General features: G+C 65.2%; 15 protein-coding genes. 12 read left to right on the top strand and 3 right to left on the bottom strand.

The annotated features are described in order from the left end of the window. Positions 1–87: 87 nt before the first annotated feature. Genes NMQ16_RS11815 through gloA form a run of 8 tightly spaced genes read left to right on the top strand, consistent with a single transcriptional unit; the run spans position 88 to position 7948 of the window. Positions 88–888: an HlyC/CorC family transporter gene (locus tag NMQ16_RS11815; protein WP_257080865.1), complete on the top strand. Its 801-nt coding sequence runs from the start codon at positions 88–90 to the stop codon at positions 886–888. Further along, positions 885–2351, top strand: a complete 1467-nt coding sequence (lnt, locus tag NMQ16_RS11820) for an apolipoprotein N-acyltransferase (RefSeq protein WP_257080866.1) — start codon at positions 885–887, stop codon at positions 2349–2351. The genes NMQ16_RS11815 and lnt overlap by 4 nt, the downstream gene beginning before the upstream one ends. A gap of 30 nt (positions 2352–2381) precedes the next feature. Continuing rightward, positions 2382–3332 carry a glycine--tRNA ligase subunit alpha gene (glyQ, locus tag NMQ16_RS11825; protein ID WP_257080867.1) on the top strand — a complete coding sequence of 317 codons (951 nt, stop codon included), beginning with the start codon at positions 2382–2384 and terminating at the stop codon, positions 3330–3332. A gap of 51 nt (positions 3333–3383) precedes the next feature. Then, positions 3384–5489 (top strand): glycine--tRNA ligase subunit beta, encoded by a 2106-nt coding sequence (gene glyS, locus NMQ16_RS11830; RefSeq protein ID WP_257080868.1) that lies wholly within the window; start codon positions 3384–3386, stop codon positions 5487–5489. A 3-nt stretch (positions 5490–5492) separates the two neighbouring features. Next, positions 5493–6035: a D-glycero-beta-D-manno-heptose 1,7-bisphosphate 7-phosphatase gene (gmhB, locus tag NMQ16_RS11835; RefSeq protein WP_257080869.1), complete on the top strand. Its 543-nt coding sequence runs from the start codon at positions 5493–5495 to the stop codon at positions 6033–6035. Next, on the top strand, positions 6035–6778 hold the full coding sequence (locus NMQ16_RS11840) for a 1-acyl-sn-glycerol-3-phosphate acyltransferase (protein ID WP_257080870.1): 744 nt from the start codon (positions 6035–6037) through the stop codon (positions 6776–6778). Before gmhB ends, NMQ16_RS11840 begins: the two co-directional genes overlap by 1 nt. Further along, complete coding sequence (locus NMQ16_RS11845; RefSeq protein ID WP_257080871.1) at positions 6717–7526, top strand: SprT family zinc-dependent metalloprotease; 810 nt, start codon at positions 6717–6719, stop codon at positions 7524–7526. The genes NMQ16_RS11840 and NMQ16_RS11845 overlap by 62 nt, the downstream gene beginning before the upstream one ends. Positions 7527–7549: 23 nt before the next feature. Further along, a complete protein-coding gene (gloA, locus tag NMQ16_RS11850) occupies positions 7550–7948 on the top strand; it encodes a lactoylglutathione lyase (RefSeq protein WP_257080872.1) in 399 nt (132 codons plus the stop codon). A gap of 13 nt (positions 7949–7961) precedes the next feature. Here gloA and NMQ16_RS11855 read toward each other — a convergent pair whose 3' ends face one another. Together NMQ16_RS11855 and NMQ16_RS11860 are read right to left on the bottom strand one after the other, a co-directional pair. Further along, positions 7962–11069 carry a response regulator gene (locus tag NMQ16_RS11855; protein ID WP_257080873.1) on the bottom strand — a complete coding sequence of 1036 codons (3108 nt, stop codon included), beginning with the start codon at positions 11067–11069 and terminating at the stop codon, positions 7962–7964. 3 nt (positions 11070–11072) lie between these two features. Beyond that, complete coding sequence (locus NMQ16_RS11860) at positions 11073–12110, bottom strand: HD domain-containing phosphohydrolase (RefSeq protein ID WP_257080874.1); 1038 nt, start codon at positions 12108–12110, stop codon at positions 11073–11075. A 144-nt stretch (positions 12111–12254) separates the two neighbouring features. On the opposite strand from NMQ16_RS11860, the gene NMQ16_RS11865 reads away from it, so the two are divergent. The 4 genes from NMQ16_RS11865 (at position 12255) to NMQ16_RS11880 (ending at position 19547) form a co-directional block, all read left to right on the top strand. Then, complete coding sequence (locus NMQ16_RS11865) at positions 12255–13664, top strand: TAXI family TRAP transporter solute-binding subunit (protein ID WP_257080875.1); 1410 nt, start codon at positions 12255–12257, stop codon at positions 13662–13664. 128 nt (positions 13665–13792) lie between these two features. After that, a complete protein-coding gene (locus NMQ16_RS11870) occupies positions 13793–14986 on the top strand; it encodes an efflux RND transporter periplasmic adaptor subunit (protein WP_373566784.1) in 1194 nt (397 codons plus the stop codon). 14 nt (positions 14987–15000) lie between these two features. Next, on the top strand, positions 15001–18111 hold the full coding sequence (locus NMQ16_RS11875; protein WP_257080877.1) for an efflux RND transporter permease subunit: 3111 nt from the start codon (positions 15001–15003) through the stop codon (positions 18109–18111). Then, positions 18108–19547: an efflux transporter outer membrane subunit gene (locus NMQ16_RS11880; protein ID WP_257080878.1), complete on the top strand. Its 1440-nt coding sequence runs from the start codon at positions 18108–18110 to the stop codon at positions 19545–19547. Before NMQ16_RS11875 ends, NMQ16_RS11880 begins: the two co-directional genes overlap by 4 nt. Positions 19548–19572: 25 nt before the next feature. On the opposite strand, the gene NMQ16_RS11885 is transcribed toward NMQ16_RS11880, so the two are convergent. After that, positions 19573–20178 (bottom strand): polymer-forming cytoskeletal protein, encoded by a 606-nt coding sequence (locus NMQ16_RS11885; RefSeq protein ID WP_257081074.1) that lies wholly within the window; start codon positions 20176–20178, stop codon positions 19573–19575. Between the last annotated feature and the right edge of the window lie 235 nt (positions 20179–20413).

Consider the following 20413-nt stretch of genomic DNA (forward strand, 5'->3'; position numbering starts at 1 on the left):
CTGTGTTCGTTCTCCTCTCCCCGCATGGACAGTAGTCCTTCTGCCCCGCATCGCCCGGGTTTCCTCGAACGGCTGAGCCATCTTCTGATGCGCGAACCGGAAGACCGGGACCAGTTGCTGGCGCTGCTGCACTCCGCCTTCGAACGCAATCTGCTTGATGCGGATGCCCTGTCCATCATCGAAGGCGCGCTCCAGGTGTCCGACATGCCGGTGCGCGACGTGATGATTCCGCGCGCCCAGATGGATTGCGTCGACATCGAAGACCCGCTGGAAAAGATCGTCGATACCGCGCTGCGCACCGCGCACTCGCGTTTCCCGGTCATCGGCGACAACCGCGATGACGTCATCGGCATCCTGCTCGCCAAGGATCTGCTGCGTCTGGTGGCCGGCCACGACGACAGTCTGCGCGACATGCTGCGACCGGCCGTGTTCATCCCGGAATCCAAGCGGCTCAACGTGCTGCTGCGCGAGTTCCGCGCCAGCCGCAACCACATGGCGATCGTCGTTGACGAATACGGCGGTGTGGCGGGGCTGGTGACGATCGAGGACGTGCTGGAACAGATCGTCGGCGACATCGAGGACGAGTACGACTTCGACGAGTCGGCCGACAACATCCGGATCGATCAGGCCGGACGCTATCGCGTCAAGGCGGCGACCGAGATCGAGGATTTCAACGAAGTTTTCGCGACCGAGTTCGAAGACGACGCCTTCGACACGGTCGGCGGTCTGGTCATCCACCAGCTCGGGCGCCTCCCCAAGCGCGGCGAAGTCATCCAGCTGCAGGATCTGCGTTTCACCGTGTTGCGCGCCGACAGTCGTCGCGTGCATACGCTGATGGTGGATCGCATCAAGCCGGCCACGCCGATCGCCGCATCGCAGGCCGAATGAAGCCAGCGGTCAGGCTGGCCGCAGCCGGTGCGGCCGGTCTGCTGGCGGTTGCCGGATTCGCGCCGCTCGGTCTTTTCCCGCTCCCGCTGCTTTCGCTGGCCACGCTGCTGTGGCTGACCGACCGCTGCGCCCCGCGTGCCGCAGCGCTGACCGGTTTCGTGTTCGGCCTTGGCTGGTTCCTCGGCGGTGTGTCCTGGGTACACGTCAGCCTGCACGACTTCGGCGGCATGCCGATGATCATTTCGCTGCTCGCCACCTTCCTGTTCTGCGTTTACCTGTCCTTCTTCCCGGCGGTGGCCTGCGCAGCACAGTGCTGGCTGCGCCCCGGTCGCGTGCTGTACGCGCCGCTGTTTGCCGGTCTGTGGGCGCTGACCGAATGGCTGCGCGGCACGCTGCTGACCGGGTTCCCGTGGCTGGCCAGCGGCTATGCGCACGCACCGCCCAGCCCGCTTGCAGGGTACGTGCCCGTGTTCGGCGTGCACGGCGCAGGCTGGGTCGCTGCATTGATTGCCGCCCTGCTCGCGGCGGCGGCGCTGCAGCGGATGACCTGGCGGCCGGCCATTGTGTCGCTGGTCGCACTGCTGGCCGGTGGCGCGCTGCTCGGAGCCATTCGCTGGACCGAGCCCACAGGTCGCACGCTGACCGTGAGCCTGCTGCAGGGCAATGTGCCGCAAAGCCTGAAGTGGGTGCCGGAACGTCTGCCCGATTCGATGCAGACCTATCTGGACCTCGCACGCACCTGGCCCGCCGATCTGGTCGTGCTGCCGGAAACCGCAATCCCGCTGCCGTATGACGAAATCGATCCGGACTGGCTGGCCGACGTGCGACGCACCGGCCGCGATGTGCTGATGGGCGCGATCACCATCGGTCGCGATGGCGATGGAGCCGCCCGCTACTTCAACAGCGCGGTCGCACTGGGTCGTGACGATGCGCGCTACAGCAAGTCGCATCTGGTGGCGTTCGGCGAATTCACGCCGCCGCTGTTCGCGTGGACGCTGTCGCTGCTGTCCATCCCGATGTCCGACTTCGGTCGCGGTGCGGCGGTGCAGCCGCCGCTCGATCTGGCGGGCGAGAAGGTCGCGGTGAACATCTGCTACGAAGACGTGTTCGGCGAGGAACTGATCGCCGCCGCGCGCGATGCGACGCTGCTGGTCAATGTGTCCAACACCGCCTGGTTCGGCGATTCGCTGGCACAGCCGCAGCATCTGCAGATCGCACAACTGCGCGCGCTCGAGATGGGCCGACCCATGCTGCGCGCCACCAATACCGGCATGACGGCAGCCATCGGCGCCGACGGTCGCGTCATCGCTGCGCTGCCGCCGTTCCAGCGCGCCGGACTGCGCGTCGAACTGTCCGGTCATCAGGGCCTGACGCCCTTCATGCGCTGGGGCAATGTGCCGGTGGTGATCGGCGCGCTGCTGCTGATCGGAGCGGCGATGGTGCGGCGCAAGGCGAGCCGGTAGAATCCGCGCTTTCCGATTCGTTCAGTGCCCATGTCCGCCGCACCCACATTCCAGGAAGTCCTGCTGCGTCTGTCCCGCTTCTGGGGTGACCAGAACTGCGCTCTGCTGCAGCCTTATGACATCGAGGTCGGTGCCGGCACGTTCCACACCGCGACTTTCCTGCGCGCCATCGGCCCCGAGCCCTGGCGCGCCGCCTACGTGCAGCCATCGCGCCGCCCGAAGGACGGGCGCTACGGCGAGAACCCGAACCGGCTGCAGCACTATTACCAGTTTCAGGTCGCGCTGAAGCCGTCGCCACCGAACATCCAGGAGTTGTACATCGACAGCCTGCGTGCGCTGGGGCTGGACCCGTCGCAGCACGACATCCGCTTCGTCGAGGACGACTGGGAATCGCCGACGCTGGGCGCCTGGGGGCTGGGCTGGGAAGTGTGGCTCGACGGCATGGAGGTGACGCAGTTCACCTATTTCCAGGAGGTCGGCTCGATCCCCTGCAAGCCGGTGCTCGGTGAAATCACCTACGGCGCCGAGCGCCTGGCGATGTATCTGCAGGGCGTCGAGAACGTGTATGACCTGGTGTGGGCGCCGGGCATCCGCTACGGCGACGTCTATCACCAGAACGAGGTCGAACAGTCGACCTACAACTTCGAGCACTCGAACGTCGAATGGCTGTTCAGGCAATTCGGTGACTACGAGTCGGAAGCGAAGCGCCTGATCGAAATCGGACTGCCGCTGCCCGGTTACGAAATGGTCATGAAGGCGTCGCACAGCTTCAATCTGCTCGATGCGCGCGGCGCGATTTCGGTCACCGAGCGCGCCGCCTACATCGGTCGCGTGCGCGCACTGGCGCGACTGGTGGCGCAGGCCTACTACGCGTCGCGCGAGCAGCGCGGCTTTCCGATGGCCGACCTGACGAGCCCGCGCCTGCGCGCGCTGCTGGGCGAAGAAGAGTGCAGCCGCATCGAAGCGCTGCGCGCCGCCTGATCACCGATTGCTTCGACACCGCCGGTCATGGCGGCTGATTCTGGACTGACTATGCACGCCACATTACTGGTCGAACTGCTGACCGAAGAGTTGCCGCCGAAAGCGCTTTCGCGACTGGGCGAAGTGTTCGCCGACGGCGTGTTCAAGGCGCTGGTCGAGCGCAAGCTGGCCACCGCCGATGCGCGTATGGACCGCTACGCCAGTCCGCGCCGCCTCGCACTTACATTGCAGAACGTGACCGACCGAGCGCCGGATGCCGTGGTCGACGAAAAGCTGATGCCGGTCGCCGTCGCGCTCGACGCCGATGGCCGGCCGACACCGGCATTGCTGAAGAAGCTGCAGGCGAAGAACATCCCGGCCGAGGCGCTGCCGCAGTTCACGCGCCGGATGGATGGCAAGAGCGAAACGTTGTTCCACGCGATGACAGTTGCAGGCGCTGCGCTTGATGACGTGCTCGCCGGCATCGTGCTCGACGCCTTGAAGAAGCTGCCGATTCCGAAGCTGATGCGCTGGTCCGACTGCGACTTCCAGTTCGTCCGCCCGGTGCACGGACTCGTCATGCTGCATGGCGACCGCATCGTGCCGGGTCAGGCTTTCGGTCACGCATCCGGCCGGAGCACGCGCGGCCACCGCTTCATGGGCGAGGGCGAGGTGACGCTGGCGGGCGCTGACGAGTATGCCCGCACGCTGTATGAGCGGGGTTCGGTCATGGCCTCATTCGAGGCGCGCCGCGCGCTCATCACGCAGAAGCTGGCCCAGGCCTGCGCGGCACTGGGCGAGGGCGTGCACCACGTCGACGACGCAGCGCTGATCGACGAAGTGACGGCGCTGGTCGAGTATCCGGTCGTCTACGTCGCCCAGTTCGAACCGGAATTCCTGGCGGTGCCGCAGGAATGCCTCATCCTGACGATGAAGGCCAACCAGAAGTACTTCCCGCTGCTCGACGCCTCGGGAAAGCTGCTCAACCGCTTTCTCGTCGTGTCCAACATGCAGGTGGCCGATGCGCACAACATCGTGTCCGGCAACGAACGCGTGGTGCGCGCCCGCCTGTCCGATGCGCGCTTCTTCTTCGAGCAGGACAAGAAGACGCCGCTGGCCGGACGCATCACGAAGATGGAATCGGTGGTCTATCACAACCGTCTCGGCAGCCAGTTCGACCGCGTCATGCGCATCCAGCGGCTGGCGACGGAAATCTCGCATCTGCTCGATGCGGATGTGATGGCAACGGCGCGCGCCGCACTGCTGGCCAAGGCCGACCTGATGACCGACATGGTGGGCGAGTTTCCCGAGCTGCAGGGCGTCATGGGACGCTATTACGCGCAGCATGACGGCGAAACCGATACCGTGTCTGCGGCGGTCGAGCAGCACTATCGCCCGCGCTTTGCCGGCGATGCATTGCCGGAAGGCGATGTCGCCTGTGCCGTATCGCTGGCCGACAAGATCGATGCGCTGGTCGGTTTCTTCGGCATCGGCCAGATTCCGACCGGCGACAAGGACCCGTTCGCGCTGCGTCGCGCCGCACTCGGCGTACTGCGCATCCTGATGGACGCGTCGCTGCCGCTCGATCTCGGTCAGCTGGTGCAGATCGCTGCCGGAGGTTTCCGTGCCGGCCAGATCGGTGTCGGCGACACCGCCGAATTCGCCGCGCAGCTGCTCGATTTCATGCAGGAGCGCCTGCGCAACCTGCTGAAGGATGGCGGCCATGACGCGCGCGCAATAGATGCCGTGCTGGCGCTCAGGCCCACGCGCATCGATCTGGTGCCGGCCAAGCTCGCCGCCGTGGTTGCGTTCTCCGAACTGGCCGAGGCGCAGTCGCTTGCAGCGGCCAACAAGCGCATCGTGAACATCCTCAAGAAGGCGGGTGAAGTCGGCGATGTCATTGATCCGGCGCTGTTCGCGGACGATGCGGAGGTGGAACTGAACCATGCGCTGAGCACCGCGAACATGATGGCTCATCAGTATGTCGAACGCGGCAACTATGCGGGCGCACTGAGTGCGCTGTCCATGCTGCGTGCGCCGGTCGATCGTTTTTTCGACGATGTCATGGTGAACGCCGACGATTCAGCCGTGCGTGCGAACCGGCTTGCGCTGCTCGGTCAGCTGGCCGTGGCGATGAATGCCGTGGCGGATATTTCGCGGCTCGAACTGAAAGACTGACGGATGAAACTGATCATCCTCGACCGCGACGGTGTCATCAATTACGACTCCGACCAGTTCATCAAGTCGCCGCAGGAATGGCGACCGATAGAAGGGTCGCTCGAAGCGATCGCGCTGCTGAACCAGTTCGGCTGGCGCGTCGTGGTGGCGACCAACCAGTCGGGCGTCGGTCGCGGGCTGTTCGACATGGACACCCTGGCTGCGATCCATGAAAAAATGCACCGCTCGCTTGCCCAGACCGGGGGCCGCATCGACGCCATCTTCTTCTGTCCGCACGCGGCCGATTCGAAATGTGCCTGCCGCAAGCCCAAGCCGGGCATGCTGCTGGAGATCGCCAGTCGCTTCAACGTGGATCTGGCGGACGTACCGGTGGTCGGTGACAGCCTGCGTGACCTGCAGGCGGCCGATGCGGCTGGCGCACAACCGGTGCTGGTGCGCACCGGCAAGGGCACGAAGACCGAAGCCGATCCGGCGCTGCCGCGCGGTGCCCGGATCTATGACAATCTGGCCGCCATGGTGCGCGCACTCACGGTGACTGCCGACTGATGACCTTCGTTCGTTCCGTCCTGTTCTTCCTGTTCCTCGCCGTCATCACGCCGCCGTTCTCGCTGATTGCCATCCTGGTGAGGCCTCTGCCGCCGCGCGTGCGCTATCGCATAATCGGCGCCTGGACGCGCCTCACGATGTTCGCGCTGCGTTTCATCGTCGGCCTGCATTATCGCGTCATCGGCCGCGAGCACCTGCCTTCTCGCAGTGCGGTCGTGCTGTGCAAGCATCAGTCGGCGTGGGAGACATTGAGCCTGCAGGTGATCCTGCCGCGCGTCGCCTTCGTATTCAAGAAGGAGCTGTTGCGCATTCCGTTCTTCGGCTGGGGACTGGGTTGCATGCCGATGATCGCGATCGACCGCTCGGCCGGCAAGGACGCGCTGGTGCAGGTCGAAGAGCAGGGCCGCGTGCTGCTCGAACAGGGATTCTGGGTGACGGTTTTTCCGGAGGGTACGCGCATGCCACCCGGGCAGACACGACGCTACAAGGTCGGCGGTGCGCGGCTTGCGCAGGTGACCGGTGCGCTTGTGGTGCCGATCGCGCACAATGCGGGTGACTACTGGAAGCGCAACGCCTTCCTGAAGTATCCGGGCGAAATCGTCGTGAGCATCGGCCCCCCGATCGCGACACAGGGCTTGACGACCGAACAGATCAACGGGCACGCTCAGGCCTGGATCGAAAGTGAAATGCGTCGACTTTTTCCGCATCACTATGAAGCCGAACACCTGTCCGCAGCAGCTTGAGTTGGCCCTCGATACGCCGGAACACGCCGCGTCGCCACCGCTGCGCGGGCGTCACATCGTGCTTGGCCAGCAGATCGTCGAGTACGCGCTGCGTCGTTCGCGTCGCCGCTCGATCGGTTTTTCGATCGGCGAATCAGGGTTGCGCGTGACCGCGCCGCACTGGGTGACGCTGCCGCAGATCGAAGAGGCATTGCGCGAGAAGCAGCGCTGGATCTTCACCAAACTGGGCGAGGTGCGTGCGCGCCGTGCACCGGTGCGCACCGACTGGCGCGATGGTGCCCGACTGCCCTGGCTGGGCGCGCATGTGACGCTGCGGCTCGGCGATACCTGCGCCCGGCCGATGATCGACGATGACATGCTGCGCCTGCCGCTGCCGGCCGATGCCGACCACGACCGCGTGCGCGACGCAGTGTGTGCCTTTCTGCAGCGCGAAGCACTCATCCGCTTTACCCAACGTGCAACCGAGCTGGGTGCGCGCATCGGCGTGTCGCCGTCGCGCGTCATGCTCAGTTCGGCCAATACGCTGTGGGGCACATGCACCGCTCAAGGCGTGATCCGGCTCAATTGGCGACTCATTCACTTTTCGCCGGCGATGATCGACTACGTGATCGCACACGAGCTGGCACACCTGAAGGAACTGAATCACTCGCGCGCCTTCTGGGATACCGTGGCGCTGATCCTGCCCGGCTTCGAAGCCGCGCGACGCGAACTGCGTACCCAGCATCCGGGTCGCATCGTCGCCCACTGAAACCCCAACTGCGAGGTCACACCATGAGAATCCTGCACACCATGCTGCGCGTCGGTCAGCTCGACCGCTCGATCGAGTTCTACACCAAGGTGCTCGGCATGCGCCTGCTGCGCCGGCAGGACTATCCGGACGGCAAGTTCACGCTCGCCTTCATCGGCTATCAGGACGAATCGGAAGGCGCAGTGCTCGAACTGACGCACAACTGGGACACCGACGCCTACGAGATGGGCAACGCCTATGGCCACATTGCGCTGGAAGTCGATGACGCCTACGCAACCTGTGATCAGGTGAGGACACTGGGTGGTCGCGTGGTACGCGAAGCCGGTCCGATGAAGCACGGTACGACCGTAATCGCCTTCGTCGAGGACCCGGACGGCTACAAGATCGAATTCATCCAGCGCGGCACGTCGGGCGCCAGCTGAATCCGGGCGTCGCTCACGCGACCTTGCGTGCCGCCTGCTGCTCGGCGCGCAGCTCGGTGGCCAGCGCCTCGGTCTCGTCGACCAGCTGCTCCACCCATGCGGCGCACTGGGGATCTTCCGATGGTGTGCCGCTGCCTCCGCGTTCCAGTTGCGCGGCAATGCCGGCGCCCCGCGTGGCGCCGAAGTTGCGCACGATTCCCTTCAGTGTATGCGCCTGCGTCGCCAGTTCTTCCCGGGTGCCGCCGGCAAAGGCCCGCACCAGCGCGTCCAGTGTGCTGCGATAGTCGCGCAGAAAAAGCGTGATGATGTCATGCATCAGCGCTTCGTCACCGCCGAGGTTGCCGAGCATGAACAGGCGGTCGAACCGTGTTGCGTCCGCTGGCGTGTCGGGCGGGCCGCTGACCGATGGTGCAGCGGACGGACCCAGTGCTTCGTCCAGCGCGCGCAGCAGCGCCGGTACCTGTACCGGCTTCGATACATAGCCGTCCATGCCTGCTTCGATGCATTTTTCGCGGTCGCCAGCCATTGCGTGTGCGGTCATCGCGACGATGGGTGTGTGCCGCTGGCCGTCCTGGGCGCGGATGTGCCGCGTCGCCTCGAAGCCGCCCATCTGCGGCATCTGCACGTCCATCAGGATCACGTCGAAGCGCTGCCGGGCGGCCAGTTCCACGGCTTCGGCGCCATTGCTGGCCAGTTCGACGTGATGGCCGAGCCGTTCCAGCAGACGAAGCGCGAGCGTCTGGTTGATCGGATTGTCTTCGGCCAGCAGGATGTTCAGCGGTCGGTTGTCGCGCAGCGGGGGCAGCGCATCGGACGGCAGTCCGGCTGGCTTTTCGGGGCCCATGCCGAGCGCGGCCATCAGTGTATCGAGCAGCAGTGCTGACTCAACCGGCCGTGCGATCAGGCCGCTCACGCCGGCCGGCACCGTCCTCGCGTCCGGCGCTGCGCCGTCGTGCAGCACGATGATGGGGAGGTCCGGGCTGTATTCGCTGCCCAGCGTATGCACCAGCGCCCATTCGTCACGACATGCGATCTGCAGGTCGACCAGCAGTGCCTGGAAGCAGCGTGCCTCGGTTTCCGCCGACACGATGGCACCGATGCCGGCGTCGAGGTCGGCGCACAGTTTCGGTACGACATGCCAGTGTGCCAGCCGGGCCGCCAGATCCTCGCGCGCGGCTGCGTCCGGCTCGATCACCAGCACGGACACGTTGTCCAGTGAGCGGGTATCGGACTGTGCAAGCTCGCTGCCGAGGGCGCGCGGAAAACGGGCGGTGAAATGGAAGGTCGAGCCCTCGCCGGGCGTGCTGGTGACGCCTATCGTGCCGTCCATGCACTGCACCAGACGCGTGCAGATGGCCAGTCCGAGGCCGGTGCCGCCGAATCTGCGTGTTGTCGAGGTATCCGCCTGCGAAAAGGCGTCGAAAATCAGCTTCTGCTTGTCGAGTGGAATGCCGATGCCGGTGTCGCGAACGGCAAAGCGCAGGCCCTGTGCCTCGGGCGTGATCTCGTCCAGCGTGACCGATACGTCCACCTGTCCGTGTTCGGTGAATTTCAGCGCGTTCGACAGCAGGTTGGTCAATACCTGACGCAGCCGCATCGGATCACCCAGCACCGCGTCAGCCACCGCGGGATCGATGTGGCAGCACAACTCCACCTGTTTCCCCGGCTTTGGTCGCAAGGTGCGCACGACACCACCGATGACGTCGCGCAGGCTGAACGGTATCCGTTCGAAATCCAGATGACCGGCCTCGATCTTCGAAAAGTCGAGGATGTCATCGATCAACGTCAGCAACGCATCCGAAGACTGTTTCACCAGACTGAGGTATTCGCGCTGTTCGGCGGTCAGGTCGGTGTCGAGCGCCAGTTCCGTCATGCCCATGATGGCATTCATCGGCGTGCGGATCTCGTGGCTCATGTTTGCGAGAAAGTCGCTCTTTGCGCGGTTGGCCGCTTCGGCGGCGTCACGTGCGTGCATGATCTGTTCCTGTATTGCCTTGCGTTCGCTGATGTCGGACACGAAAGCAGTGAACAGCGTGCGCCCCTTCATCTGTGACGCGGTGATCGCCAGTTCGGCCGGAAACAGGTTGCCGTCCTTGCGGCACAGATCAAGTTGAAGGTGATGGCCCACAACGGCGTCGAAGCGGCGGCTCAGCCATTGCACCAGATCCGTCTCGTCTCGCAGGCGCTCGCTACGCGTGACCAGCAGCTCGATCACCGGCCGTTGCATCGCCTCGGTCAGGGTCCAGCCCAGCATGCGTTCGGCCGCCGGGTTGTATTCGAGGACGTTGCCGAAGGTGTCGAACGTGATGACCGCATCGATCGCGGCAGTCATGATGGCGCCGGTGTGTGCCTCGCTTTCGGCCAGCGCGCTGCGCTGGTCGTACAGGCTCAGTGATGCCCAGTTCAGTGCCTGTGCCAGCCGGTCGGTTTCTTGCGAACCAGTGCCTGCCGGCAGGGTTTCACCCGTCGAACGGTCGAGTCGCTCGGCAAAGTCGGTGCACTGCTGCAATGCGGCCAGCGGACGGCGCAGCAGCGCGTACAGCGCAACGATGCCGATCAGCATGGCGATCAATCCGTGCAGCAGGCTGTCAGCCAGGATGTGTTGCCACACCTCGCGTGCTTCGGCACTGTCGGTTTCAGTGCGAAGCCAGCGTAGGCCCGCATCGCCGGCCAGCGGAACCCAGCTGACGACGCGCGTCTGGCTGCCTCCGCCGGTGTGGCTTTCGCTCGCCGCCAGGGTGCGGACTTCCGGTTGCGGTCTCGCCGGCGGCGCTTCGAACTGTGTCGGGGCGGTTCCCACCCAGCCGGCTCCGCCGTTGTACCGGAATGCCGCCAGCGTGGTGCCATCGGTGTCGATCAGTACCGCGCCCTGCAGGCGGGTGTCGCCCGGCAGCCGCTGCTGGAGGTTGCTCTGGTCGAGCAGAGTGGCCTGCAGGATCCGTTCGCCGATCACGCGCGTTTCGGCCAGCGCATTGCGGTGCAACTGCTGCAGTGTTTGCTGTGACTGTTCGTGCGCGGTGTAAAGCGCATTGCCCACCACACTGACGCAGAACACCAGAGCGAACAGTCCGGCAATGCGTTGCAGCAGACCTCCTCCGCCCGGAGTCAGTGCGTCATCCATGGCTCAGGTATCGTCCTGAAAGCGGGCGCGAATGCCCAGTACCTGATCCCACTGGCCAAGCAGTGCATCCACGCAGACGGAATCGAAGTGGCTGTCGCGGCCCTCGACCAGGAAGGCCTGCGCCTTGTCCAGTTCCCAGGCTGGCTTGTAGGGACGCGGCGAGGTCAGCGCATCGAACACGTCAGCCACGGCCACGATACGGCCGACCAGCGGAATGTCCTCGCCGGCCAGTCCGTTGGGATAGCCGCTTCCGTCAAACTTTTCGTGATGGGTCAGGGCGATCGTCGCGGCGAGCTGCATGTACGGCGACGCAGAATCCTTCAGGATTTCGTGGCCGATGGAAGCGTGCCTGCGCATGATCACCAATTCGTCCGGGTCGAGCCGACCCGGCTTGAGCAGGATATGGTCCGGCGTACCGAGCTTGCCGACGTCGTGCATCGGCGCGGCAATCAGCAGTGATTCCTCCATGTCGGCATCCAGCCCCATGGCGCGCGCGATCAGTGCAGAGTAGTGCGCCATGCGCAGGATATGGGCGCCGGTTTCAGGATCGCGGAACTCGGCCGCACGCGCCAGCTTGTTCAGCGTTTCGCGCTCGCGCCCGTAGATTTCGGCGGTGGCCCGGCGCACCTCGTCGGCCAGCGTCCGAGCGTGGTTGGCCAACGCGACCTGACTGCGGCGCAGGAACAGCATGTTCTTCACGCGCGAGGTGAATTCGATGCGGTCCAGCGGCTTGTTCAGGAAATCGTTGGCACCCGACTCGAGCGCCCGGTAGCGCACCTCGCGTTCGTGATCGGCTGTCACCATCAGCAGCGGTGTCTGCGAGCGGGCAGGGTGGCTGCGGAAGCGCCGGATGAACTCGATGCCATCCATGTCAGGCATCATGTAATCGACTATCACCAGATCGGGATCTTCGCGCATGCAGTGTTCGAGCGCCTCGGCGGGCGACAGGAAACAGGTCGCCGTGCAGTCGGGCAGCTTGCCCAGCAGCGCGGCCATCAGCACCAGGTTCACCTGGGCGTCGTCAATCACCACTACATTCATCGGACGAACCTCTGGTTTCTGTCAGTGTATTTTGTGGAAGCTTGCGGTGCGCCCGTACATTCAATATGTTGCATCGTGCCCGTTTAACGGATGCAGCCGTCGCACACTTTAGCCCGCCGCAAACTTCGCCTTGATCCGATCCGCATGACTTCGCCTCCCCCGCCCTACACCCTGCGCGCGTCCGCGCTGCGCAACTGGCTGCGTCAGCTTTCCTTCCGTGACATGTTCGTGCTCGTCCTGCCGGCGCTGCTCATCGTCGGTGCCGGCTTCTGGTTCGCCGCGCGCTACATCAAGCCGGCACCGCCCGGTTTCACGACTTTCTCCTGCGGCGCCGAAGGCTCGGCCTACGAAACCTACTGTGCGCGCTACAAACCGCTGATCGAGCCGTTCGGAGTGCGCGTCGACGTGCGGCAGAGCGCCGGATCGATCGAAAACCTGCAGCGGCTGATGGACACGGAGCAGTCGGTCGATTTCGCCTTCGTCCAGGGTGGCAGTGCGGAAGACCATCCGCCCGGCCTGCTGTCGCTCGGTGCAGCGTATTACGAGCCGGTGTGGGTGTTCCATCGCGGCCGGCCGGGCCTGGATCGGCTGGATCAGCTGAAGGGTCTGCGCATCGGAGTCGGTGCCGAAGGCAGCGGCACACGCCATCTGGCTCTGCAACTGCTGGAGGCGCATGCACTTGTCGGCGACGCGAAGCTGCTCAAGCCGCTCGGCGGCACTGCTGGCGTGGCGGCACTGCTGTCGCGCCAGATTGATGCGCTGATCGTCGTCGGCGCGGTCAATTCGGCCAGCGTATGGTCGCTGCTTTACGCCGAGGGGATCTCGCTGATGAGCATGGCGCAGTCGCCGGCTTATGCACGTCGCTTTCCCCACCTGAATGAAGTGACGTTGCCGCGCGGTGCGATCGACTTCGTGCGCGATATTCCGTCGCGTGACATTTCGATGGTGGCGACTCGCGCCTACGTCGTGGCGCGCGAGGACACGCATCCGGCGCTGATCGACCTGATGCTGGGCGCCATGAAGCCGGCGCACGCCGAAGCCACGGTTTTTCAGCATCCGGGCGAGTTTCCGCAATCCGACGGCGGCGACTTCGAACTGCATCCGCGCGCGGCGCGCTTCTACGAGGTCGGCCCGCCGTTCCTGCAGCGCTACCTGCCGTTTTCGATCGCCAACCTGCTCGACCGCATGATCGTGCTGTTGGTGCCGCTGCTTGCCCTGGCCGTGCCGCTGTTCCGCATCCTGCCGCAGCTCTACGTCTGGCGCGTGCGCAGCAAGCTGTACCGCTGGTACGGCGAGTTGAAGGATCTGGAGCGCCAGGCGCTGCAGGAAGACACGACACGCTCGCGCGCCGAATGGCTGCACGACCTCGACCGCATCGAAATCGCGGTCGCGCGCATCGGCGTGCCTCTGTCGCACGCCGACTATCACTATCAATTGCGCGCGCACATCCACATGGTGCGCCGTCGCATCCAGGGGCTGGCCGAGAACGTCGTGCCGGCAGACCTGTCGACCCCCGGTGCCGCTGACGGCGACCCCGTCACCCCGCAGGCCTGACCTCTGCGGGGCGGCGGGGGGGGGCGACAAGGCCCCTGTAATTTACAAACATTCGTGCGTGTATATAATTGCAGGCCGAGATCTGGAGAGCATTGATGCCCGCCTGCCCCGCAGTCCCGTCCGCCGCCATGTCGCCGACGCCCCTGCATCGTTCTCCCGCCGCCCTGCGTTTTTCCCTGTCGATCGTCCCCCTGCTGATTGCGGCGACTTTCCTGAGCGCATGTTCCGGTGACCAGCCGGCCACGGCTGCGGCACCCAAACCGTTGCCGGTGTCCATCGTGGTGGCGGAGAGCACGCGCGCGCCGCTGCTGATCGAATCGGTTGCGCAGGCAGAAGGGGCGCGCGAGGTTGAAGTCAGGGCGCGCGTGACCGGCATCATCGAAAAGCGCTTGTACGGCGAAGGCGAAGCCGTGAAAGCCGGCCAGCCGCTGTTCCGCATCGAGCGGGCGCCGTTCGAGATCGCACTTGCCCAGGCTCGCGCCCAGTTGGCCGAAGCGCAGGCGCTGGACGAACAGACGGCGCGCGAGCTGCAGCGTCTGCAGGGTCTGGTGGCCGAGCGGGCGATCAGCCAGAAGGAATTCGACGATACGAAATCGGCCAGTGCGGTGTCGAAGGCGGCGATGAAATCGGCCGAAGCGGCGGTGCGCCAGGCTGAACTGAACCTCTCCTATACGAATGTGACCGCGCCGGTGTCCGGCATGTCGGGCCGGGCGCAGCGTTCCGAAGGGTCGCTGGTCAATGCCGGAAGTGACAGCCTGTTGACCTCGATTTCGCAGATCAATCCGATCTGGATCCGTTTCAGCCTGTCCGATGGCGACCTGCAGAAGCTGCCGGGTGGCCGCGCTGCCGCGCGCAACCTGCGCGACGTCGAACTGCAACTGCCCGACGGCAGCATTTACCCGCAGCGTGGACAGATCAATTTTTCGGCCAGCCGGATCGACGCATTGCTCGGCACGATGGAAATGCGCGCCGAGTTCGCCAACGCCGACGCACGCATCCTGCCAGGCCAGTTCGTGCGCGCCCGTGTGATCGTCGGCGAGCAGGAAAATGTGTTCCTGGTGCCGCAGGCAGCCGTGACGCAGACGGAGAACGGCCCGGTGCTGATGCTGGTGGGAGCTGATGAAAAGGTCGAGCCGCGCCCAGTCAAGCTGGGCGACTGGCAGGGCAAGAACTGGGTGGTCACCGATGGGTTGAAGCCGGGTGAGCGCGTCATCGTCGACAACCTGATCAAGCTGCGCCCGGGCGCGCCCGTCGCCCCGCGTGCGCCGGGCGAGGCACCTGCCAATGCGCCGCCGGCGGCCGCCGCGCAGCCCAAGACCTGACGGAGCGCGCAGCCATGGCCCGCTTCTTCATCACGCGCCCGATCTTTTCGGGCGTCATTTCCATCGTGATCATGATTGCCGGTCTGGTGGCGTCGTTGTCGCTGCCGGTCGCGCAATACCCTGAAATCTCGCCACCGACTGTCATCGTCACTGCGACCTATCCGGGTGCCAATGCGGAAACGCTGTCGCGCACGGTTGCGGCACCGATCGAGGAACAGTTGTCCGGCGTTGAAGGCCTGCTGTACTTCAACTCGACGTCGACCTCGAACGGCACGGTCAGCATCACGCTCACCTTCGAAGTCGGCACCGACCCCGACACCGCGCTGATCGCGGTGAACAACCGCATTTCGGTGGCCGAATCGCGCTTGCCGGAAGACGTGCGGCGCAACGGGCTGGTCGTGCGCAAGCGCTCGAACAACCTGCTGATGATCGCTGCGCTCAAATCGACCGATGGGCAGCGCGACACACTTTTTCTGACCAATTACGTCGCGGTGAACGTGCTCGACGAACTGCGCCGCCTGCGCGGCGTCGGCGACGCGATCGCCTTCGACGCGCCCTACGCCATGCGCGTGTGGCTCAAGCCGGACGTGATGGCTCGGCTGGGCATCGCCACCTCCGACGTGGCGGCGGCGATCCGCGTGCAGAACGCGCAGAACGCGGCCGGTCGCATCGGGCAGGAACCGGTGCTCAACGGTCAGCAGCTGACTTACACGGTCAGTGCCAAGGGGCGTCTGCTGAGCATCGAGGATTTCGAGAACATCCTGCTGCGCGCCGATGGCCCGGGCGGCGTGGTACGGCTGAAGGACGTCGCGCGCATCGAGCTGGGCGCGGAAAACTATGACCGCACGACCAAGGTGAATGGCACGCCGGTGTCCGGCATGGGCATCTACCTGCAGTCGGGCGCCAATGCGCTGGAGGCGGCGAATCTGGTGCGCGCCAAGCTGGACGAACTGTCGCTGCGCCTGCCGGACGGGCTCGAGTTCATCATTCCGAACGACACCACGCGCTTCATCCGCGAATCGATCAAGGCGGTGGCAACCACGCTGCTCGAAGCCACCGTACTGGTCGTGCTGGTGGTGTTCGTGTTCCTGCAGAACTGGCGTGCCACGCTGATCCCTTTGATCGCGGTGCCGGTGTCGCTGGTCGGCACCTTCGCCGGACTGTGGATATTCGGTTTTTCGATCAATACCTTGACGCTGTTCGCCATGGTGCTGTCGATCGGCATCGTCGTGGATGACGCCATCGTGGTGCTGGAAAACGTCGAGCGGCAGATGCGCGAATTCGGCCGCACGCCGAAGGATGCGGCGCTGGAAGCGATGCGCGAGGTGTCCGGCGCGCTGGTCGCCATGGTGCTGGTGCTGGTTGCGGTGTTCGTGCCGGTCGCCTTCCTGGGTGGCATCGCCGGCAAGCTGTATCAGCAGTTCGCGGCCACGGTGGCGGTGTCGGTCACCATTTCCGGCATCGTCGCGCTGACATTGACGCCCGCGCTGTGCGCGCTGATGCTCAAGCCGCACGATGGTGAATCGAAAATGTTCCGGCCGTTCAACCGCGGCTTCGACTGGCTGACGAAGGTCTACACCGGCACGGTGGCGCTGACGCTGCGCCACGGACTGATCAGCGTGCTGGTGGTCGGCCTGCTGTTCGCCGGCGCCGGCTTCATGTTCCGCGTTGTGCCGGGCGCCTTCGTACCGTCGGAAGATCAGGGCTATCTGTTCGGTTTCGTGACCTTGCCGGATGGCGCTTCGGCCGAGCGCACCGAACAATCGTTCGAGAAGCTGCGCAAGGTGATCAACGACGAGCCGGCGGTGGAAAACCTGTTCATGGTGCGCGGCATCGATTTCATCACCGGCAACAACCGGTCGAGCGTCGCCATGATGTTCGTCGTGCTGCGTCCGTGGGACCAGCGCACCGAAACCGCGGACGACCTGCAGAAGAAGATTGCCGCGGCAGGCATGAAACTGAGCGATGGCATGGGACTGATCTTCAATCCGCCGCCGATTCAGGGTCTGGGTACGGCGGGTGGCTTCGAAGCGTACGTTCAGGCGCGCGAGGAGGCCGATCCGCGCAAGCTCGCCGCCATCACCACGCAGTTGCTCGATGCGCTGAAGGCGCGCTCCGAACTGACCGGCATGAACAGCTTCTTCCGCGTGTCCTCGCCGCAGCTCAGCGTCGAGGTGGACGAGGCGAAGGCGATCGCGCTCGGCATTCCGATCGACGCGCTGTATTCGACGTTGCAGGCGACGATGGGCACGCTGTACGTGAATGACTTCAATCGCTCGGGCAAGACCTACAAGGTGCAGCTTGGCGCCGATGCCGCCTACCGCATGAAGCCGGAAGATCTGGGCAAACCGTATGTGCGGGCGACCACCGGCGCAATGATTCCGCTGTCGGCGGTGATCACCGTGAAGTCCGTCGTCGGTCCGGAGATGGTCGAGCGCTTCAATGGCTTCATCGCCGCCAAGATCCTCGGCAATTCGGCACCGGGTCGCAGTTCGGGCGAAGCCATACAGATCGTGGAGGAGGTGGCGCGCGACATCCTGCCGGCGGGCTACGCGCTGGAATGGACCGGTCAGGCGTATCAGGAAAAACGCACCGGCCTGACGTCGGTCATCGCCATGGCTTTCGGCATCATCATGGTGTTCCTGATCCTCGCTGCGCAATACGAACGCTGGTCGCTGCCGCTGGCGGTCATCCTTGCGATTCCGTTCGCCATCCTGGGTGCGCTGCTGGCAGTGTGGGTGCGCGGCATGCCGAATGACATCTACTTCCAGATCGGTCTGGTGGTGCTGGTCGGGCTGGCCGCGAAGAACGCCATCCTGATAGTCGAATTCGCCGCGCAGAAGCAGGCCGAGGGCATGAGCGCCATCGAGGCGTCGCTCGAGGCGGCGCGGCTGCGCTTCCGCCCGATCTGCATGACCGCGCTCGCCTTCATTCTCGGGGTCGTGCCGCTGGTGATCGCCACCGGCGCCGGTGCGTCGGCCCGGCGTTCGATGGGTACCGGCGTGTTCGGCGGCATGCTGGCGGCAACTTTTGTCGCTACGATCTTCATCCCGCTCTTCTTCAGCTGGCTGAGCGGCCGCAAGACGGCAGCGCGCAACACGGAAACGCCGGAGGCCGTGCAATGAAGAGTGCATTCCGCTCGCCGGCCCTGACTGCGCTCGCGGCGTTGCTGCTGTCCGGCTGCATGGTGGGCCCGGATTACGTACGACCGGAACTGGCGCTGCCCGCGCGCTTTGCGGCGTCGGCCGACGGTCAGCCCCAGGTTGCGGTGGCGCGCGGCTGGTGGAAGCTGTTCAACGACGACACGCTGAACGCGCTTGTCGACCGCGCACTGACCGACAACAGCGACGTGCAACGTGCCGTTGCGCGTATCGAACAGGCGGACGCCGTGCTGCGCGAAGTCGGTGCGGCCCTGTTTCCGGACGTCGGTGTGGGGGCGGCCGCGAGCCGCTCACGCATCAGCGGCGTGGCGACGCCGATTCCGGCGGGGGCGCCGCTGTATCGCAACAATTTCCAGGCTGCGATCTCGACTTCGTTCGAGATCGACTTCTGGGGCAAGCTGCGCCGCGCCAGCGAGGCGGCACGCGCGCAGGCGCTCGGTACCCGTTACGCGAAGGATACGGTGGAGCTGACACTGGTGAGCCAGCTGGTCGGCAGCTATCTGAACCTGCGCGCGCTGGACGCCCAGCTCGCGCTGTCGCGCGACACGCTGACGACACGGCGCGACAACGCCACCATCCTGCGTACGCGCGCCGAACGTGGCCTGACCAATGATCTCGAACTGCAGCAGGCGCTGGGCGCGGTGTCGGTCATCGAGGCGCAGATCGCCGATCTGACGCGCAGTCGTGCGATTGCCGAAAACCAGCTCGGTCTGCTCAGTGGCCAGCTCGATCTGGCGATCGCCCCGGGCGACCTGCGCTCGCTGCCCCTTCCGTTGCAGCCGCCGGCCGGCTTGCCGTCGTCGCTGCTCGACGCGCGGCCGGACATCCGTCAGGCGGAAGCCGAACTGGCCGCGGCCAGCGCGCAGATCGGTGTGGCGAAGGCTGCGCTGTACCCGTCGATTTCACTGACCGGCAACTACGGCTCGCAAAGTCGCGAACTGTCCGATCTGTTCAGCGGACCGGCCAATATCTGGTCGCTGGGCGTGGGGCTGGATCTGCCGCTGTTCGACGCCGGCCGGCGCAGCGCGCGCGTCGATCAGGCCAGTGCGCAGCAGAAGCAGGCGCTGGCGAGCTATGTGTCGGCCGTGCGCAGTGCCTTCACCGATGTGCGCGATGCGCTGGTGGCGGGCGAGCAGTACGCGCAGAGTGTGGTTGCGCTGCAGGCGCAGTTCGACGCCGCAGCACGCAGTCTTGAGCTTGCGCAGAAGCGTTACGACGCGGGCTATTCGCGCTACCTTGAAGTGCTCGATGCGCAGCGAAGCGCGAATGACGCATCGCTCGCCCTGGTGCGCGCTCGCCAGTCGCAACTGGCCGAAGTGGTGAATCTGTATGTCGCGCTTGGCGGCGGGTGGGCCGACGCGATGGCGGAGCAGGGCGAGGCCGCAGCGGCCGCACCCTGACCTCCGGTTCATCCGGCTTGTCGTTTCAGCCCGCGAGCGCGCTCAGTACCCGGCGCTCGTCGGTCGGCAGCTCCTTTGCCGGCCGCGAAGCGTCCTTGCCTGCGGCGGTCAGCGATTTCACGTCGCCCGATATTTCTCCGCCTTCCTCGATCAGGATCGAGCCGTAGCGGATCTTGCCGCTGACCCGGCCGGTCGCATGGACGATGAGCCGCTGGCGAGCGGTCAGTTCGCCATCGAAATGACCGTGGATTTCCGCGATGTCGATGCCCACCGTGCCCGAGTACGCGCCGTGCTCGGCAATGCGGATGACCCGGCTGTCCATCGTCGCCTCGACGCGGCCTTCCACCACCAGCGTGTCGCAGTCGAGAATTTCCGCGCCCTTGAGCTTCACATCCGGCCCGACGATGAGGCGACTGCCCTGCTCGGTCGAGCCCGCGATCGCCGCATCACGCGCGGCGGGCGTGGCGGCAAGGGCGGCGGGCGTGTCGCCAGGAAGCGACACTGGCGGCGCATTGCTTGGCTGCGTGGCCGACAGGCCACCTGACAGGGACGATTGTCCGCCCGGCCGCAAGGTACGGCCAGTCTGGCTTTCGGCGGGTTTCGGAAATGGACCGGGTTTGCTGTTGAACATGCGTTCTCCTTGAATGATCGGGCCATCGAAGCGGTGCCCGACGGTACTGAGCAATGCTCGTGCCGGCAAAAATAAGTTCATTATTTCAATTGGTTGGGCGTGCGTCGAGCAAGCGGACACCCGAAATCCCGCGTTGACTGTCGCCGCGGCACGACACACCGTCGGCGAACGGGATGGTGGACATGCAATGGTCATTTACTTTATTTTGCATTTGCTTACGACGGCTTACCGCACG

The organism is Methyloversatilis sp. XJ19-49, assembly GCF_024580145.1.
Classification (GTDB): domain Bacteria; phylum Pseudomonadota; class Gammaproteobacteria; order Burkholderiales; family Rhodocyclaceae; genus Methyloversatilis.

What these genes read in the sequence shown, in the direction of transcription:
- glyS (WP_257080868.1), top strand. Translation starts at nt 3,384, where the DNA reads ATGCACGCCACATTACTGGTCGAACTGCTGACCGAAGAGTTGCCGCCG.
- gmhB (WP_257080869.1), top strand. Translation starts at nt 5,493, where the DNA reads ATGAAACTGATCATCCTCGACCGCGACGGTGTCATCAATTACGACTCC.
- glyQ (WP_257080867.1), top strand. Translation starts at nt 2,382, where the DNA reads ATGTCCGCCGCACCCACATTCCAGGAAGTCCTGCTGCGTCTGTCCCGC.
- NMQ16_RS11815 (WP_257080865.1), top strand. Translation starts at nt 88, where the DNA reads ATGCGCGAACCGGAAGACCGGGACCAGTTGCTGGCGCTGCTGCACTCC.
- NMQ16_RS11860 (WP_257080874.1), bottom strand. Translation starts at nt 12,110, where the DNA reads ATGAATGTAGTGGTGATTGACGACGCCCAGGTGAACCTGGTGCTGATG.
- lnt (WP_257080866.1), top strand. Translation starts at nt 885, where the DNA reads ATGAAGCCAGCGGTCAGGCTGGCCGCAGCCGGTGCGGCCGGTCTGCTG.
- gloA (WP_257080872.1), top strand. Translation starts at nt 7,550, where the DNA reads ATGAGAATCCTGCACACCATGCTGCGCGTCGGTCAGCTCGACCGCTCG.
- NMQ16_RS11840 (WP_257080870.1), top strand. Translation starts at nt 6,035, where the DNA reads ATGACCTTCGTTCGTTCCGTCCTGTTCTTCCTGTTCCTCGCCGTCATC.
- NMQ16_RS11875 (WP_257080877.1), top strand. Translation starts at nt 15,001, where the DNA reads ATGGCCCGCTTCTTCATCACGCGCCCGATCTTTTCGGGCGTCATTTCC.
- NMQ16_RS11855 (WP_257080873.1), bottom strand. Translation starts at nt 11,069, where the DNA reads ATGGATGACGCACTGACTCCGGGCGGAGGAGGTCTGCTGCAACGCATT.
- NMQ16_RS11885 (WP_257081074.1), bottom strand. Translation starts at nt 20,178, where the DNA reads ATGTTCAACAGCAAACCCGGTCCATTTCCGAAACCCGCCGAAAGCCAG.
- NMQ16_RS11865 (WP_257080875.1), top strand. Translation starts at nt 12,255, where the DNA reads ATGACTTCGCCTCCCCCGCCCTACACCCTGCGCGCGTCCGCGCTGCGC.
- NMQ16_RS11880 (WP_257080878.1), top strand. Translation starts at nt 18,108, where the DNA reads ATGAAGAGTGCATTCCGCTCGCCGGCCCTGACTGCGCTCGCGGCGTTG.
- NMQ16_RS11870 (WP_373566784.1), top strand. Translation starts at nt 13,793, where the DNA reads ATGTCGCCGACGCCCCTGCATCGTTCTCCCGCCGCCCTGCGTTTTTCC.